The following is a 15977-nucleotide window of genomic DNA, read 5'->3' as shown; positions in this document are numbered from 1 at the left end:
TTAGCCTGCAGAGCAATGGCAGGACTTGCGGGCCGGCTGCGGAAGCGTCCGCCCAAGTACTCGGCTGCGGCGCTGGCCTGGAAGGGCCTCCGGGGCCAGTCGTGGCCGCGGGTGTGGCGCGACTGCGATCTGCAACGGTCCTACGACGCCGTGGTGATCGGCGGCGGCGTGCACGGCTTGGCTACCGCCTACTACCTGGCCCGCAACCACGGCATGACCAACGTGGCCGTGCTCGACAAGGCCTACCTGGGCAGCGGCGGCTCGGGGCGCAACACGGCCATCGTGCGCTCCAACTATCTCACCCCTGAAGGGGTGGCCTTCTACGACCGGTCGGTGCACCTGTACGAGCAGATGGCGGTGGAGCTGAACATCAACGTGATGTTCAGCCAGCGGGGGCACCTGACGCTGGCGCACTCCGACGCCTCCCTGCGCACGATGCACTGGCGCGCCGAGGTCAACAAGCTCGGCGGCGTCAACTCCAGCGTGATCGGCCCCGACGAGATCAAGAAGGAGTGCCCCAGCCTCGACACCTCCGACCACCCCCGCTACCCGATCCAGGGCGCCCTGTATCACCCGCCCGGCGGCGTCGTTCGCCACGACGCGGTGGTGTGGGGGTATGCCCGGGCGGCGGACCACATGGGCGTCGAGATGCACCAGAAGACCGAGGTCACCGACATTCTCTGCGAGGGCGGCGACGGTCCCGACGGCAAGGGCGCCGGGGGCCGGGTGACCGGGGTTCGCACGAACCGGGGTGACATCTCCACGCCGATCGTGATCAACTGCACCGCCGGGTGGGCATCGCTCATCTCGACCATGGCCGGCGTGCGGCTGCCCATCACCACCCACCCCCTGCAGGCCGCCGTCACCGAGCCGGTGAAGATGTTCCTGCCCACGGTGGTGGTCTCGGGTTCGCTGCACGTGTACGTGAGCCAGACCGACCGGGGCGAGCTGGTGTTCGGCGCCTCGGTCGACCCCTACGCCAACTACTCGGTGCGCGGCTCGCTGGAGTTCACCGAGGGATTGGCCGGACACGTGCTCGAGCTGATGCCCGGCGTCTCGCGCATGCGGATCCTGCGCCAGTGGTCAGGCCTGTGCGACATGACCCCCGACTACTCGCCGGTAATGGGCTTCACACCCGTCGACGGCTTCCTGGTGGATGTGGGCTGGGGCACCTACGGATTCAAGGCTGCACCGGTTTCCGGCGAGCAGATGGCCGAGGCCGCTGCTACAGGCCGCACGCCCAAGCTGATCGAAGCCTTCGCCCTCAGCCGTTTTGACAACGGCGAACTCGTGGGCGAAAAGGGTGCAGCGTCGGTGGGCCACTGATGTCCTGCGTGACGCTTGCCCCCAGGGCCATGAGGCCCACCGGCGCCAATACGACAGTGGTGGGTCATTGATGTTGCTCGTCCCTTGCCCCAACTGCGGTCCACGCAACTCGACTGACCTGCGCTACGGCGGCGAGTCGCACGCCCGTCCCGACCCCAACACGGCCTCACCGGCCGAATGGCGGGCCTACCTGTACCTGCGCGACAATCCGGCGGGCTGGCTGCGCGAGAACTGGTACTGCGCGTCCGGCTGCCGCCGCTGGTTCTCGATCGAGCGCAACACCGCCACCAACGAATTCCGCGATCCGCCCCTGCCCGGCGATAAGCGAGGCGGTGCGGCATGAGAGGCAGCGCGGCATGACGATGAGCCGGCAGGGCGTCCAGCCCACCGAGGTGATCGACCGGGCTGCCAAGCTCCGCTTCCGCTGGAACGGCAAGCGCTTCAGCGGTTTCGAGGGCGACACGATCGCCTCTGCCCTGGCCGCGTCTGGAGTGCAGATCTTCTCCCGTTCCATGAAGTACCACCGGCCCCGGGGGATCCTCACCGCCGATTACTGGGATCCCAACCTGATGGTCCAGGTGGGCGACGACCCCAATGTGCGGGCCGGCCACCGCTTGCTGGAATCCGGCATGGATGTCCGCTCGCAGAACGCGTGGCCGTCGCTGAACCGCGACATCAAGGCGGCGAACAGCCTGTTCGGGCGCTTCCTGACGGCCGGCTTCTACTACAAGACCTTCATGCGGCCGCAGTGGCTGTGGCCCACTTACGAGCGGGTGCTCGCCACGTTCGCCCCGGGCGGCAAGATCGACCTCGACACGCCGCACGCCTACCACGACAAGCGCTACACCCACCCCGACGTGGTGGTGGCCGGAGCAGGCCCGGCCGGCATCGAAGCGGCGCTGGCCGCCAGCGGCGAGGGCGCCAGCGTGCTGCTGGTCTCCCATGAGCACAGCGTGGGCGGCCATCTGCGCTACTCGAGCGATGCCGCCGATCAAGCCGCTCTGGCAGAGCTGCGTGCTGCGCTCGACGCTTCCGATGTCGAGGTGCTGACCGACTCGACCGTGACCGGGCGGTATGAGGACAACTGGCTCGGCATCGTGCAGCGCAACCACCCGATCGCGGTCGAGCGTCTCATTAAGGCCCGCGCCAAGACGCTGGTGGCGGCGCCCGGCCTGATCGAGCGGCCGTACGTGTTCGAGGGCAACGACCGGCCCGGCGTCATCACGTCGGGCGCAGCACGTCGCCTGGTGAACCTCTGGGGCGTCAAGCCGGGCGAGCGGGCGGTGGTGTTCAGCGCCAACTCCGACGGCGACGCCGCGGCTGCCGACCTGGAGCGGGTGGGCACCGAGATCGCGGCCGTGATCGACGGTCGCACCGGTGGCCGCATCAGCTCAACCCGCGGCTCGTCCCGGGCCGTTGACGAGGTCGTTGCCGACGGAGCCTCCATCGGCGCCGATCTGCTCGTGGTAGCAGCCGGCTGGACGGCGCCGACATCGCTGCTCAACATGGCAGGCGACCGTCCCGTCTATGACCCCGCCGCAGCCAGGTTCTTCCCGTCCGACCCCCCCAGCAATGTGCTGGCGACGGGCGGGCTCGCCGGCGACGCCGATCTTGACGGGCTCCGGCAGCATGGCGCCGCCACGGGTCGCCTTGCCGCAGCCCGCGCCGCAGCGGTGCGCCATCGCCTGCAGGCCCGCACCGCTCGGGCGCTGCCGGTGGACGGCGACGAGCCCGCGTGGGCACCCGACGAGCGGGCGCCGCTCAGCCGCGACCCGCATCCCGAGCTCTACCGCGCCGACACCCACGGCATGGTGGACATGTCCGAGGACATCAGCTCCAAGGATTTGGTGGCCGCTGCGCACGAGGGCTACGACTCAGTTGAGCTGGCCAAGCGCTACACCACGGCCACGATGGGACCCTCGCAGGGCAAGCTGGAAACGGTCAACACCGTCGCGGCCATCGCCGAGGCACGCGGCGAGACGATCAGCCAGGTCGGCACCACCGTGTGGCGGCCCCCCTACGCGCCGCTCACGCTCGGCGCGCTCGCCGGTCGGATGTTCGAGCCGGTGCGGGTGTCGTCGATCCAGCCTTGGCACGAGGCCAACAACGTCTCCATCATCCAGGCCGGCCAGTGGCTGCGTCCTGATCACTACGGCGACCCTGCAGCCGAGGTGCGCAATGTCCGCGAGAACGTCGGGCTCATCGACGTCACCCCGCTGGGCAAGCTCGACCTGCGCGGCCCCGACGTGCCCAAGCTCCTGAGCCTGCTCTACGTCAACAAGTGGATGAAGCTGGGCGTGGGCCGGGTGCGCTACGGGATGATGTGCGCCGAGGACGGCGTGGTGCTCGACGACGGCGTCACCGGTCGCCTCGGCGAAGACCACTACATGATGTCCACCACCAGCTCGGGTGCCGGCGGCGTCTGGGAATGGGTGGAGAACTGGCTCCAGACCGAGCGCCCGGACTGGCAGGTGCACGTGACCCCCGTCACCACGGCGTACGCCAGCATCAACGTGGCGGGGCCCAAGTCTCGCGAGCTCATGAGCAGGGTCTGCGAGGGCGTCGACCTCGACGCTGAGGCATTCCCGTATATGACCGTCCGGGAAGCCACGGTGGCGGGCGTGGCGGGCTGCTTCATGTGGCGGATCGGCTTCACCGGCGAGCTGTCGTTCGAGCTGCACGTGCCTGCAGGTCACGGCCTGCATGTCTGGGAAGCCCTCATGGATTCCGGCAGCGATCTCGGCGTGGGACCGTTCGGCCTGGAAGGCCAGCGCATCATGCGCCTCGAGAAGGGGCACTTCATCGTGGGCCAGGACACCGACGGGCTGACGCTGGGACCCAGCACCGGCTTGGGGTCGCTGATCAAGCTCGACAAGGACGATTTCGCCGGCAAGCCAGAGCTGGCCTGGGCGGCCGACCGGTCGCTCCCGCTGGTCGTGGCGATCCAGCCCGACGATCCCGACGTGGTGCCTGAAGAGGCCGCGCAGATCGTGCGGGGCGATACCAACGAGATCCTGGGCCGGATCACCTCGTCGCGCTACTCGCCGACGCTGAACCGGTCGATCTGTCTCGGTCAGGTCGAGCCCGACCTAGCCGCCGGCGGCACGAAGGTGACGGTGCTGCTGGAGTCGGGCGAGCGCATCGGCGCGACGGTGATCGACCACCACGCCCACTTCGATCCGGCGGGGGAGCGTCTCCGTGGCTGATGCACCCGCATTCGAGAGTCCGGTCGTACAGCACTACCCGTCGCCCGGCGCCGGCGGCGACCTGACGCTGAGCGACGCCAGTGCCACCACCAAGTGGCTGGTGCGCGCCGGCGCCGACGGGCCCACTGCTGACCGGCTCGGCGCGCGATTCGGAACGTCGCAAGTCGCACCCGGCGGTGCACTCGTGCTGGGCTCCCGGCCCGGCGAGTGGATCGTCCTGGGCACCGCTGGCGAGGTGGCGGCGACCGTCGCCGACCTCGACGGGCTCGAAGCGCAGGAGTTCTGCTCCGTGCTCGACTGGACTCACAGCCGTGCAATGTTCCGGGTGACCGGCAACGACGCCGCCCGCATGCTGGAGAAGGTGTGCGGCATCGACTGGGGCGACCACATGACGCCTGACGGTGCGGTGCTCTCGGCGTCGGTGGCACTGACCACCTGTGACCTCGCCCGCAACGACAGCGACGGCGCCCGCTCGTACCTGATCTTCTGCGACCGATCCTTCGGCCAGTACCTCTTCGATGCGCTGATCGACGCCGGTAACGAATTCGGCATCGCGGTCCGCGCCGGCTGAGCCGGCCGCTCCATCCGGAACCTGCCGACGGCGCTGCGCAGCAACGATCAGGCAAGCACCACGACGGGAGTGCCGATCGGCGCCCACTGGTACAAGCGCTCTGCCTTGTCGTCTCGTTGACGGATGCAGCCCAATGACAGGGCCTCACCGAGCTCTGCCTCGGTTTGCACCGGCATGTCCTGCCAACCTCGGGGAATCGAATGGAAGCCGATCCAGTCATCATCGGCATCCGTCGTGAACCGCACCATGTGGTGCATCGTGACCAGCCAGTTGTAGGAGATCGCATCTTCTGACTTCGAGGTGACCGCATAGCGGCCTGGCTCCGGCGACTCGGGATGACCGCTGACCGGATAGTTGTCGACGACAGTCCCGTCGGCGTCGACCAGCCAAACCCACTGCTCGCCCCGGTCGTAGATGATGTGGCGGTGCCCCGCGAGCCCGACGTCGGGCACCGAATTGCCGCCCTGCCAGAGCACGTCTCCTTGGGGCGTGACCACGGCCAAGGTGCCGTCGTCGTACAGCCGGAGCCCGGCACCTGACTCGCTGCGGGTGTCGGCGCTCCACAGCTTGGCCAGGTCGCTGTTGGCCGCTGAGTCCAGGAATCCGGGGTCAGAGGCGTTGTACACGGCAAGTTCGCCGTTGCTGCGCATCAGCAGCAGCGGCATTGCCGATTCGGCGCCCGCCGTCGACCACAGCGTGCCGTCGGGACCCAGCTGCGGGTCGGTGACGCGGAGCACCAGCTGGCCATCCGGTTCCAGCCTCAGCTCGTACCAGCCGTTCGGCGAGACCGCCGACTGACCGACCGACAGGTACTCGCCCGCTCCCAGGATGACGGTCGACGGCGGCCGGCGAGCAGGCTGGTCAGCAGCATCGACGGCCTTGGTGATGCTGTCGAGCGACCAGGACGCATCGAACTCGGCGTGCCACAGCTGGCTCGGCTCTGCGCCGAGATCGCTGAACCGGCTGGCCGCGGAGGCGTGATGGAGGGGCAGCACGGCGAGCATCGCTGCCGCGAGGAGCAACGTGACGAGAGTGCGCCACGGCGTGTTCGAAACGAGCACGCATTGCGAGAGTACGGCAGGTGTTCCCGTTCTGACAAGACGCCATTGTGCGCTCCCCGCGGTTTCGTGTGGTTCCACCTTGCACTAACGTGACGAAAACTATCTAGTTGTCCCGACTACTAGATAGTGGCGGGACGGGGAATCGGATCAGCGAGACGGCCCCTCGCTCGCAACGACACGGCTGTAGCCGAAGTCCTACTGACACAACCTTGAACTGGAGGAACCCATGTCCCGTTTACGAACAGCAGCAATGACGCTGCTGGCGCTTGCTCTGCTGGCATCAGCTTGCGCGAGCGACGATGACGACGAGGCCGCGCCTGCCGCGACCGAAGCGCCAGCTGCGACCGAAGCGCCGGCTGCGACCGAAGCGCCCGAGCCGGCCGAGGAAGAGATGGCGGATTCGTCTGATCCGATCCGGATCCCGCTGCACAACTGGTCGAGCCAGCTCGTCGGCGCCGAGGTTGTCGGCGGCATTCTGGAGGAGGCCGGCTTCTCGGTGGAGTACGTACCGTCGGACAGCCAAGTGGTGTACCAGTCGATGTGCGATGGCGACATCGAGTTGGTGCATGAGGTCTGGGAGGGCGCCTTCGGCGTCGCCTTCCAGGAACAGGTCGACGCCGGCTGCGTGCTGGATTGGGCAACCCACAACGCGGTGACGCGTGAGGAATGGTGGTACCCGATCTATGTCGAGGAGCAGTGCCCCGGCCTGCCCGATTGGCAAGCGCTGAACGACTGCGCCCACCTGTTCGCCACAGCAGAGACCGGCGACAAGGGCCGCTTCCTGGGCGGACCGGTGGACTGGCTCAAGGGCGACGAGGAGCGCGTCGAGGGCCTCGGCATGAACTTCGAGGTGATCAACGCCGGTTCTGCAGCGACGCTGTGGGCCGAGCTGGACGCCGCATCGGCGGACAACACGCCGATCGTGCTGTTCAACTGGACACCGAACTTCGTGGAAGCCGTCTACGAGGGCAAGTTCATCGAGTTCCCGACATTCGAGGATGAATGCCGTACCGATCCCGAGTGGGGCATCAACTCCGAGCTGACCCACGACTGTGGCAACCCCGCGGACGGCTACCTCAAGACCGGCGTGGGCATCCACTTCCCGGAGAAGTGGCCGACGGCAGCCGCCATCGTGCAGCGCATGGACTTCACCAACCCGATGCTGGCAGCCATGGCCGCTGCGGTGGACGTGGACGGCAAGGAAGCGTCCGAGGCCGCACAGGAGTGGCTGGCCGCCAACGAGGACCTCTGGCGCAGCTGGATCGACGGCTGAGAACGAGGGCGGAAGAGCAAAGATCTCCTCCCTGGAGGTGGTTGGCGGGGAAGGACTCCGCGACCTCGGGATCTGCCGGGTCTCGTGAGCGGTGGACTTCCCCGCCGGCTGCGCCGTCAGCGACCATGACGCGCGGCCGTTGCATTCGGATTCCGCGCCCGGATGTTTCTTTGCGGGAGGCAGGGATGGAGCCGTCGTGAACAGTGACGCTGTGATCTCGTGCCGTGACGTGTGGAAGCTGTACGGCCCCGACCCCGAGAAATTCCTCGAGCGCCACGACGGAGCACCGTCCGTGGACGCCGTCAAAGGCGCCGGCTACATCCCGGCGGTGGTGGCGGCGAGTCTCGATGTGATGCCGGGGGAGATCCTCGTTCTGATGGGCCTGAGCGGCTCCGGCAAGTCGACGCTGGTGCGCTGTCTCTCGCGCTTGATCGAGCCGACTTCGGGATCGGTCCACTTTGCGGGCATCGACCTGCTCGCAGCATCGAGCCGTGAGCTGATCGAACTGCGGCGTCACCGCATGGGCATGGTGTTCCAGCACTTCGCGCTGTTCCCCCACCGGACGGTGGCCGAGAACATCGTGTTCCCGCTGGAGGTGCAGGGTGTCGACGGGGCGACGCGCCGGGCCAGGGCCGACGAGATCCTCACGCTGGTGGGACTCGAGGGACGGGGTGGCTACTACCCACGGGAGCTCTCGGGCGGCCAGCAGCAGCGGGTGGGCATCGGGCGCTCGCTGGCTGTGGAGCCCGACGTCTGGTTCCTGGATGAACCCTTCTCTGCGCTTGATCCGCTGATCCGGCGCGAGATGCAGGACGAGTTTCTTCGGCTGCAGTCGGTGTTGCACAAGACGATCGTCTTCATCACCCACGACTTCAGCGAAGCGATCCGTCTCGCGGACCGGATTGCCATTCTCTATGAGGGCCAGATCGTGCAGATCGGCCGTGCCGAAGACCTGGTGACCCAGCCCGCCACCGACTACGTGCGCGCCTTTGCACGTGACGTCCAGCGAGACCGGATCCTCACCGCCGGCAGCGTGATGGGCGACATCGCCGACGCCTCGCCCGATGCGCCGACTGTCGAGGTGGACGCAGTGCTGCGCGACATTGCTGCACAGGTGCTGGCCGGCCAGGAGCCGCTGAGAGTCGTCGACGCCGGGGGCGCGGTGGCTGGCAGCCTCGGGCGCGACGCAGTCATCGATGCCATTTGGGGCAATCACACCTCCGAGGGCGGCACCTCCGGCTGATGTCCACCATTGCCGAGCCGGCTGCGCCACAGAGCCTCCTGGAGCGGATCCGTCGCTTGCGGGGCTGGCGTATCGCCCTGCTGCTGGTGTCGCCCTATCTCGCCATCCAGGTGTTCCACCAAGCAGCGCCGGGCCTCTTCCCGGACTTCCTGTCGAAGCTGGGCGATTTCCGATTCCTTCCCGACTGGGCGAACGAGGCCCTGCTGCACCTCAAGAACGAGCAGCTGTTCGGGCTGTTCAACGTCAAGGACGTCACGCGCACTGTCTCGGGCTGGCTGGAGTACCCGCTCGATATCAGCGAGCAGCTCCTGATCGCGGGAGACGGCCCGTTCGGCATAGGCGCGGTTCCCTGGGTGGTGCTGGTCGGCCTGTTCACCGTGGCGGGCGCCAAGCTCGGCGGCTGGCGGTTGGCGCTGCTGGCCGGCTGCTGCTCGCTCTATCTGGCGGTCTTCGATATCTGGGACGACTCCATGATCACGCTGTCGATCGTGGTGGTGGTCGCACCGCTGGCGGCCTTCTTCGGCTGGGCGGCGGGCCTGGCGGCGGCGAAGGCGAAGTGGTTCGAGGGACTGCTGGTTCCGGTGCTCAACGTGATGCAGTCGATGCCGCACTTCTCGTACCTGCTGCCGATCTCGGTGTTCATCGGGATCGGCGACGAGGCCGGCGCGATCGCCACGATCCTGTTCGCCGTTCCCCCGATGGCCCGACTGACGCTGCTGGGCCTGCAGACGGTGCCCACCGAGGTGCGGGAGGCGGGACTCACATCGGGCTGCACACGGTGGCAGATGCTGTGGAAGGTGGAGATGCCCGCAGCACGACCGCAGCTGTTGGTGGGCGTGAACCAGGTGCTGATGCAGTGCTTCGGCATGACCGTGCTGGCGTCGTTCGTCGGCACCCGCGGCTTGGGCCTGCCGCTGCTCAATTTCCTGCAGAGCCTGCGGATCGGCAAGGCCCTGGAATACGGCGTGGCGATCGTGCTGATGGCGATCATGCTCGACCGGCTGAGCCAGGCCATGGGAGCGCGGCGGCCAGAGCACGTCGACCTGTCGAAGTCGTGGCTGGCACGCCACCCGTTCTGGGTCGCGGGTGCAGCCGTTGCCGCTGCCGGGACTGCTCTGGCCCAGGTCACCAGCCACGCACAGGTGCTGCCGAAGAGCTGGACCGTCAGCACCGCTCCGGCATGGGAATGGCTCGTCGACTGGGTGCAGCTCAACCTCAAGACACCGCTCGGGTACTTCCGCGACTTCATGATCCTGGAGATCCTCTTTCCGATGCGCGACGGCTTCGGATCGCTGCCATGGATCGGGCTGCTCGCGCTGGTTGCGGCGGTGGGCTGGCGCTTCGGCGGATGGAAGCTCGCCGGGATCGTGTCGCTCTTCGTTGCCTACCTGGCGTTCTCCGGCTTCTGGATCGAGTCGATGGAGACGCTCTACCTGGTCGTGGCGGCCCTGATCGTGAGCGTGGTCATCGGCGTGCCCATCGGGGTGTTCGCCTCGACATCGCCGCGCCGCTACGCCTCGGTGCAGGTGGTGCTCGACACGTTCCAGGTGCTGCCGTCGTTCATCTACCTGATCCCGGTGGTCATGCTCTTCCGGGTAGGGCCCGTGGCTGCGCTCACGGCCATCGTGATCTACGCGACGGTGCCCGCAGTGCGCTACACGATGCTCGGCCTGCGCAACGTTCCCCCGGACATGGTCGAAGCCGCCGAGATGTCGGGCTGCACTCGCTGGCAGGTGCTCCGCAAGGTCAGGTTCCCGATGGCATTTCCCGAGATCATGCTGGGCATGAACCAGGTGCTCTTGTTCGGGCTGCTGCTCGTGATCATTTCGGCGTTCATCGGGGGAATTGACGGTCTCGGCGACGAGATCCTCCTCGCCCGCACCGAGCAGGCCCTCGTCGGAGAGGGGCTGGTTGCCGGCTTCAACGTGGCAGTCATCGGGCTGACCGCCGATCAGCTCATCACCAGCTACGCCCGAGAGCGCAAATCGCAGCTAGGCATCCAGTGAGAGCGTGTCTTGGGGCAGCGATCAGCGCCGCGCGTTAGCTCTACTGTGAGGAAAGAGCCGCTACTCACGTTAGACATCATCTCGGACAATGTGCTAGGTTGCGGTGCGGCTTGGACGCGTCCGCAAGCGGGTGTGCCGAGGCACAATTCGCGGGGCGTTACGGTTCGCATGAATCCAATAAGCCATGCCGATAGGGGGAGCAATGGCCACCGATCTTGAGAAGTTCGTCGAAGCCGACGGTCGCGAGGAACAGATTGCCGAAGTCGAGCGCCAGATTGAGGCCGACGGCATCCAGTACCTCTACTGCCAGTTCGTGTCGGTCACCGGCCGGATCATGGGCAAGGGCATCCCAGCCAAGCACTTCGGAATGATCGCCCGCAAGGGCTTCCAGCTCGTCTACGGCTCCACCGCCAATCTCTTCATCGACCGTCACGGCAACTACATCGGCTACGGCCCCGAGGCTCGCGAGCTCGTGGGCATCGGCGAGCCCGAGACGTTCATGCCGCTGCCGTGGGATCCGAAGACAGCACGAGTCTGGTGCACCCTCTTCCGGGGCCGCGAGGAAGAGGTAGACGGCGGGGCCTTCCTCACCTCCGACTGCCGGGGCAACCTGCGGCGACTGCACGCCGACTTCGAGGCCAAGCACGGGCTGCACCTGCGGGCCGGCTGCGAGCCCGAGATGATGTGGCTCAAGGCTGATGCAGACGGCAAGCCGACCGTGGAGGGCATGACCAAGCCGAACTGCTACCACATCGACCAGTTCGCCGAGCTGCAGCCCCTCATCCACAGGGTGATCGAATACTGCTCGGCGATGGGGCTGGAAATGATCCAGGGCGACCACGAGGACGCCCCAGGCCAGCTCGAGCTGAACTTCCAATTCGACCGGGCCGAGCTCACTGCCGACCGGCTCACCACCTACCGCCAGGTGTGCAAGCAGGTCGGCCGCGAGCTAGGCGCGTTCCCGTGCTTCATGCCGAAGCCGTTCATGGGCGTGTCGGCCAACGGGTGTCACCACAACATCTCGCTGTGGGATTCCGAAGGCAACAACAAGTTCATGCCCGAGAGTGACAATCCTCAGCTGCCCGGCCCCGTCGGCATGAAGGCCATCGGCGGCATTCTCGAGCACGTCCGAGGTCTCACCTGCCTCAGCGCGCCGACGGTCAACTCCTACCGGAGGCTGTGGGACACCGGCTTCTGGGCGCCGGTCTTCGCAGACTGGGGCTTCCAGAACCGCACGACCGCTCTGCGGATCAGCGCGCCGGGCCGCTTCGAGTACCGAACGGCGGACAGCTCGGTCAACCCACACCTGTCCTTCGCGGGACTCTTGATGGCCATGGACGACGGCCTCGACCGCAGCCTCGACCCGGGTCCGCCCGAAGAACGCAACATCTATGAGGCCGTGGAGTCGGGCAAGGACGTGGAAAAGATCCCGCTCACCCTCGGCGAGGCCCTCGCTGCGTTCGACGCGGACGAAGTCATCAAGTCGGCCCTGCCCGGCGAGATGTATCGGGTGTTCATGCACTACAAGACCGACGAGTGGGAGCGGTTCCTGCACACCGTTTCCGACTGGGACGTAGAGGAGTACCTCGACGTCCTGCCCTGACCGCCGGCCTGCCCTGGCTTCCGCGGGGCTGGCCTCAACGACGCAACGAGCCAGAACACACGCACCCACGAAGGGGGACGCAATATGTGCGGCATAGCCGGAGTGATCCACCGCGACGGAACCGCCGACATCGGGGCAGAGCTCACCGCGATGCTCCAATCGATGAAGCACCGGGGGCCCGATTCCACCGGCTACGCCGTGTACGGACCGGCCGACGACCTGGTCGTGATCCGGTTCGTGCTGGCCGAGCCCAACAAGAGCACGGGCATCGGCATGGCCGAGCGCCTCGAACGCAACCGGGCCGAGGTGGAGAGCCGCCTGGCCAAGATCGGTGCCGAGGTGGCCACGGTCACCAGCGAGACCGGGTACGCCTTCCGGGCCACCATCCGCTACGGCGGCGATCTCAAGGCCCTGGCCGACTACCTCGAAGACGTTCCCGGCTGCGAGGTGCTGTCGCTGGGCAGCTCGCTGGAGATCATCAAGGACCTGGGCGACGCCGCCACCGTGAGCGACCAGTACAACCTGGGCTCGTTCCAGGGCACGCACGGCATCGGCCACGTGCGCATGGCCACCGAGTCCGAGGTGGATCTCGCAAGCGCGCACCCCTACTGGGCCTACCCGTTCGCCGACGTGGCGGTGGTGCACAACGGCCAGCTCACCAACTACCACCAGTGGCGCCGCCGCCTCGAGCAGCACGGCCACCGCTTCCAGAGCGAGTGCGATTCGGAGATCATCGCCGTGTACCTCGCCGAGTACATGAGCCGCGGCCTGACGCTCGAGACGTCCATGAAGCACAGCCTCGATGATCTCGACGGCGTGTTCACCTACGTCTGCGTCACCGGCAACCAGCTCGGCGTTGCCAAGGACGAGATGGCGGCCAAGCCGCTGGTGCTGTTCGAGTCGGAGCCGCTGGTGGCCGTCGCCACCGAGGAAGTGGCCATCCGGTCATTGGTGAAGCGCGAGGTCGAGACCCGCGATCCCTACGAGCGGGAGGTGCTGGTGTGGCAGGTGTAGGTTCCCGCAGCGGCGTCTCCTACGACGCTCGGGGGTTGGTCGAGCCCACTGCCGACATGCCCGACAACGTCGAAGTCGAGGGCGGCCGGGCTCGCTTCGATGCATCCGATCTGACGATCCGCCAGATCAACATGGCGCTGCGCAAGCTCATCTACGACGACGGCATCACCGACGTCACCATCCTGAACCCGGCTTCCAAGCATTCGCTGGCGGTCGGCATCCTGAAGCGCTGCCGCATCCACTTCGAAGGCAGCCCCGGCTGGTTCGCCTGCGGGCTCATCGACGGACCCGAGGTGACGATCAACGGGCGCGTCGGCTGGTCGGTGGCCGAGAACATGATGTCGGGCGTGGTCACCATCGAGCGCAGCGCCGGATCGCTGACCGGTGCCGCCATCCGCGGCGGCGACCTGATCGTCAAAGGCGATGTGGGCGCCCGCACCGGCATCGACCAGAAGGGCGGCACGATCATCGTGCTCGGCGACGTCGGCATCAACACCGGCTTCATGATGCAGCGGGGCCGGCAGATCATCTGCGGCAACGCGGGCGTGAACCTGGGCGACTCGATGTACGACGGCGAGATCTACGTGGCCGGCACGGTGGCCTCGCTCGGGGTCGACTGTGTTCCTGGTGAGTGGAACGATGCCGACACCGAGCTGATCGAGCGCAAGTTCCGCATTCACGGGTTGGGCGATCCGCCCGAGTTCCAGAAATTCGTCTGCGGCAAGGTGCTGCACAACTACGACCAGCTTGAGCCGTCCGAGCGCAAGCTCGTCATTCATTAGGGGCAAGGGGAAGAACAGCCATGGCTGACGCAAATGAGGTGAACAAGAGCACGGATGTGCTCGGCAAGAGCCGGATCTTCACCCCCGAGGTCATCAACGACATCCACGTGAAGGCCGAGCTGGGCCGCTACCGCATGCGGGGCTTCTCGATCTTCAAGAAGATCCCCCACTGGGACGAGCTGGTGTTCCTGCCGGGCACCCTCACCCGTTTCGTGATCGAGGGCTACCGGGAGAAATGCGAGACCAAGACGGTCATCGGCTCCCGCTTCGCCGAGAAGCCGCTCGAGCTCGACATCCCGGTGTACATCACCGGCATGAGCTTCGGCGCGCTGTCGTTGGAGGCCAAGATGGCGCTGGCCAAGGGCGCCTCGATGGCCGGCACCGCCACCTGCTCGGGCGAGGGCGGCATGATCCCGCCCGAACGGGATCTGTCGACCAAGTGGTACTACCAGATCATCCAGAGCCGCTACGGCTTCAACCCCCACCACCTGATGCTGGCCGACGCCGTGGAGTTCTTCATCGGCCAGGGCTGCAAGGTGGGCCTCGGCGGCCACCTGATGGGCCAGAAGGTCACCGAGCAGGTGGCCGAGATGCGCTCGCTGCCCGCAGGCATCGACCAGCGCTCACCGGCCCGCCACCCGGACTGGCTCGGGCCCGACGACCTGTCGCTGAAGATCCAAGAGGTGCGCGAGGCCACCGACTACCAGATCCCCATCCAGCTCAAGCTGGGATCGGCCCGTGTGTACGACGACGTGCGGATGGCCGCCAAGTGCGGCCCCGACGTCATCTACCTCGACGGCGCCGAGGGCGGCACCGGAGCCGGGCCGCACCTGGCCACCGAGGAGACCGGTATCCCGCTGATGGCTGCCATCCCCGAGGCCCGCCGGGCATTGGAAGACGTGGGCCTGGCCGACGACATCGACCTGGTGGTTGCGGGCGGCATCCGCAACGGCGGCGACGTGGCCAAGTGCTTGGCGCTGGGTGCGAACGCGGTTGCGCTCGGCACGGCAGCCCTGATGGCGCTCAACTGCAACAAGGAGATCCCCGGCGTCACTGACTACGAGGGCACGATCGGCGTGCCGGCAGGCGAGTGCTACCACTGCCACACCGGCCGCTGCCCGGTGGGCGTGGCCACTCAAGACGTGGAGTTGCGCAAGCGCCTCGACGTCGACGAAGCGGCCCTGCGCGTCTACAACTTCCTGATCACCCTCACCATGGAAGTGCAGATGCTGGCCCGGGCCTGCGGCAAGACCGACATCCACTCACTGGAGCCCGAGGATCTGGCAGCGCTGACGCACGAGGCGGCCGCCATGGCCAAGGTGCCGATCGCCGGCACCAACTACATCCCAGGCGTCACCGAGGAGCGGACTCTGGCGGAGATCCGTGACCTGTTCGACAAGCACGTGATCGACGGAGGGCTGTAGGCATGGCTGGACAGGCAAGCACAGGCGAGAGCAGCCGCGAGACTCGCACGGTCGCCATCGACGCCGAGGTGCTGGCAGGCAAGCGGTTCCCGTACCAGGAGGACATGTCGCTGGTGGAGGACATCGATCTGCTGGCGCTCACGCCGGGGCCCGACATCAACTGGCTCGAGGACATCACGCTGCTGGAGGAAGACGGCGTCCCCGCCGTGTTCGACCGCTACTCCAACTCGTTCCTGAAGATCTACTTCGACATCCCCGCAGGCCGCGAGGACGAGATCGCTCGCAAGGTGCTGATGAAGCACCTCACGGAGGGCAACAGCTACGGCATCACGCTGAAAGACATCCACTGCAAGTTCCCGCAGGTGGAGCTGGGACCGTGGGTGGAGAACTCCCGCATCGTCGGCACCGAATGGCGCCCCCCGGTGCTGGAGGGCTGGGAAGCCCCCGCAGCTCACTGAGGAAGGTTCT

Annotated in this window: 13 protein-coding genes; 12 read left to right on the top strand and 1 reads right to left on the bottom strand. The window is 67.0% G+C overall.

The features are described 5' to 3' along the window. Positions 1–15 precede the first annotated feature (15 nt). The 4 genes from ACOGXD_RS03810 (at position 16) to ACOGXD_RS03795 (ending at position 5103) form a co-directional block, all read left to right on the top strand. Positions 16–1326 (top strand): FAD-dependent oxidoreductase, encoded by a 1311-nt coding sequence (locus tag ACOGXD_RS03810; RefSeq protein ID WP_419916593.1) that lies wholly within the window; start codon positions 16–18, stop codon positions 1324–1326. A 70-nt stretch (positions 1327–1396) separates the two neighbouring features. Continuing rightward, positions 1397–1669, top strand: a complete 273-nt coding sequence (locus ACOGXD_RS03805) for a sarcosine oxidase subunit delta (RefSeq protein WP_419840441.1) — start codon at positions 1397–1399, stop codon at positions 1667–1669. A gap of 13 nt (positions 1670–1682) precedes the next feature. Continuing rightward, positions 1683–4532 carry a 2Fe-2S iron-sulfur cluster-binding protein gene (locus ACOGXD_RS03800; RefSeq protein WP_419916592.1) on the top strand — a complete coding sequence of 950 codons (2850 nt, stop codon included), beginning with the start codon at positions 1683–1685 and terminating at the stop codon, positions 4530–4532. Continuing rightward, complete coding sequence (locus ACOGXD_RS03795) at positions 4525–5103, top strand: hypothetical protein (RefSeq protein WP_419916591.1); 579 nt, start codon at positions 4525–4527, stop codon at positions 5101–5103. The genes ACOGXD_RS03800 and ACOGXD_RS03795 overlap by 8 nt, the downstream gene beginning before the upstream one ends. Positions 5104–5150: 47 nt before the next feature. On the opposite strand, the gene ACOGXD_RS03790 is transcribed toward ACOGXD_RS03795, so the two are convergent. Beyond that, complete coding sequence (locus tag ACOGXD_RS03790) at positions 5151–6164, bottom strand: L,D-transpeptidase family protein (protein ID WP_419916590.1); 1014 nt, start codon at positions 6162–6164, stop codon at positions 5151–5153. 250 nt (positions 6165–6414) lie between these two features. On the opposite strand from ACOGXD_RS03790, the gene ACOGXD_RS03785 reads away from it, so the two are divergent. The 8 genes from ACOGXD_RS03785 to ACOGXD_RS03750 all read left to right on the top strand — a co-directional run bounded on the left by ACOGXD_RS03785 (position 6415) and on the right by ACOGXD_RS03750 (position 15967). Then, on the top strand, positions 6415–7437 hold the full coding sequence (locus ACOGXD_RS03785) for an ABC transporter substrate-binding protein (protein WP_419916589.1): 1023 nt from the start codon (positions 6415–6417) through the stop codon (positions 7435–7437). 196 nt (positions 7438–7633) lie between these two features. Then, positions 7634–8680: a quaternary amine ABC transporter ATP-binding protein gene (locus ACOGXD_RS03780; protein WP_419916588.1), complete on the top strand. Its 1047-nt coding sequence runs from the start codon at positions 7634–7636 to the stop codon at positions 8678–8680. Further along, positions 8680–10686, top strand: a complete 2007-nt coding sequence (locus ACOGXD_RS03775; RefSeq protein WP_419916587.1) for an ABC transporter permease — start codon at positions 8680–8682, stop codon at positions 10684–10686. The genes ACOGXD_RS03780 and ACOGXD_RS03775 overlap by 1 nt, the downstream gene beginning before the upstream one ends. A 202-nt stretch (positions 10687–10888) precedes the next feature. Next, entirely contained in the window at positions 10889–12289 is a 1401-nt protein-coding gene (locus ACOGXD_RS03770) for a glutamine synthetase family protein (protein ID WP_419916586.1), read from the top strand. An 84-nt stretch (positions 12290–12373) separates the two neighbouring features. Then, the gene (locus ACOGXD_RS03765; protein ID WP_419916585.1) at positions 12374–13303 is read left to right on the top strand and encodes a glutamine amidotransferase; all 930 of its coding nucleotides are present in this window, start codon (positions 12374–12376) and stop codon (positions 13301–13303) included. After that, complete coding sequence (locus tag ACOGXD_RS03760) at positions 13291–14085, top strand: GXGXG motif-containing protein (RefSeq protein WP_419916584.1); 795 nt, start codon at positions 13291–13293, stop codon at positions 14083–14085. The genes ACOGXD_RS03765 and ACOGXD_RS03760 overlap by 13 nt, the downstream gene beginning before the upstream one ends. Positions 14086–14105: 20 nt before the next feature. After that, positions 14106–15509, top strand: coding sequence for an FMN-binding glutamate synthase family protein (locus tag ACOGXD_RS03755; RefSeq protein ID WP_419916583.1), 1404 nt, complete (start codon positions 14106–14108; stop codon positions 15507–15509). A gap of 2 nt (positions 15510–15511) precedes the next feature. Next, complete coding sequence (locus ACOGXD_RS03750) at positions 15512–15967, top strand: hypothetical protein (protein ID WP_419916582.1); 456 nt, start codon at positions 15512–15514, stop codon at positions 15965–15967. Positions 15968–15977: the final 10 nt, after the last annotated feature.

It is taken from the genome of Candidatus Poriferisodalis sp. (genome assembly GCF_965204125.1).
Lineage (GTDB): Bacteria > Actinomycetota > Acidimicrobiia > Acidimicrobiales > Poriferisodalaceae > Poriferisodalis.
Note: the sequence above shows the minus strand (reverse complement) of the source record. Positions and strands in the feature narration are given on the sequence as shown.

Excerpts from the sequence above, each read along its gene's own strand:
- ACOGXD_RS03770 (WP_419916586.1), top strand. The coding sequence starts at position 10,889 with ATGGCCACCGATCTTGAGAAGTTCGTCGAAGCCGACGGTCGCGAGGAA.
- ACOGXD_RS03755 (WP_419916583.1), top strand. The coding sequence starts at position 14,106 with ATGGCTGACGCAAATGAGGTGAACAAGAGCACGGATGTGCTCGGCAAG.
- ACOGXD_RS03775 (WP_419916587.1), top strand. The coding sequence starts at position 8,680 with ATGTCCACCATTGCCGAGCCGGCTGCGCCACAGAGCCTCCTGGAGCGG.
- ACOGXD_RS03765 (WP_419916585.1), top strand. The coding sequence starts at position 12,374 with ATGTGCGGCATAGCCGGAGTGATCCACCGCGACGGAACCGCCGACATC.
- ACOGXD_RS03810 (WP_419916593.1), top strand. The coding sequence starts at position 16 with ATGGCAGGACTTGCGGGCCGGCTGCGGAAGCGTCCGCCCAAGTACTCG.
- ACOGXD_RS03750 (WP_419916582.1), top strand. The coding sequence starts at position 15,512 with ATGGCTGGACAGGCAAGCACAGGCGAGAGCAGCCGCGAGACTCGCACG.
- ACOGXD_RS03785 (WP_419916589.1), top strand. The coding sequence starts at position 6,415 with ATGACGCTGCTGGCGCTTGCTCTGCTGGCATCAGCTTGCGCGAGCGAC.
- ACOGXD_RS03805 (WP_419840441.1), top strand. The coding sequence starts at position 1,397 with ATGTTGCTCGTCCCTTGCCCCAACTGCGGTCCACGCAACTCGACTGAC.
- ACOGXD_RS03800 (WP_419916592.1), top strand. The coding sequence starts at position 1,683 with ATGACGATGAGCCGGCAGGGCGTCCAGCCCACCGAGGTGATCGACCGG.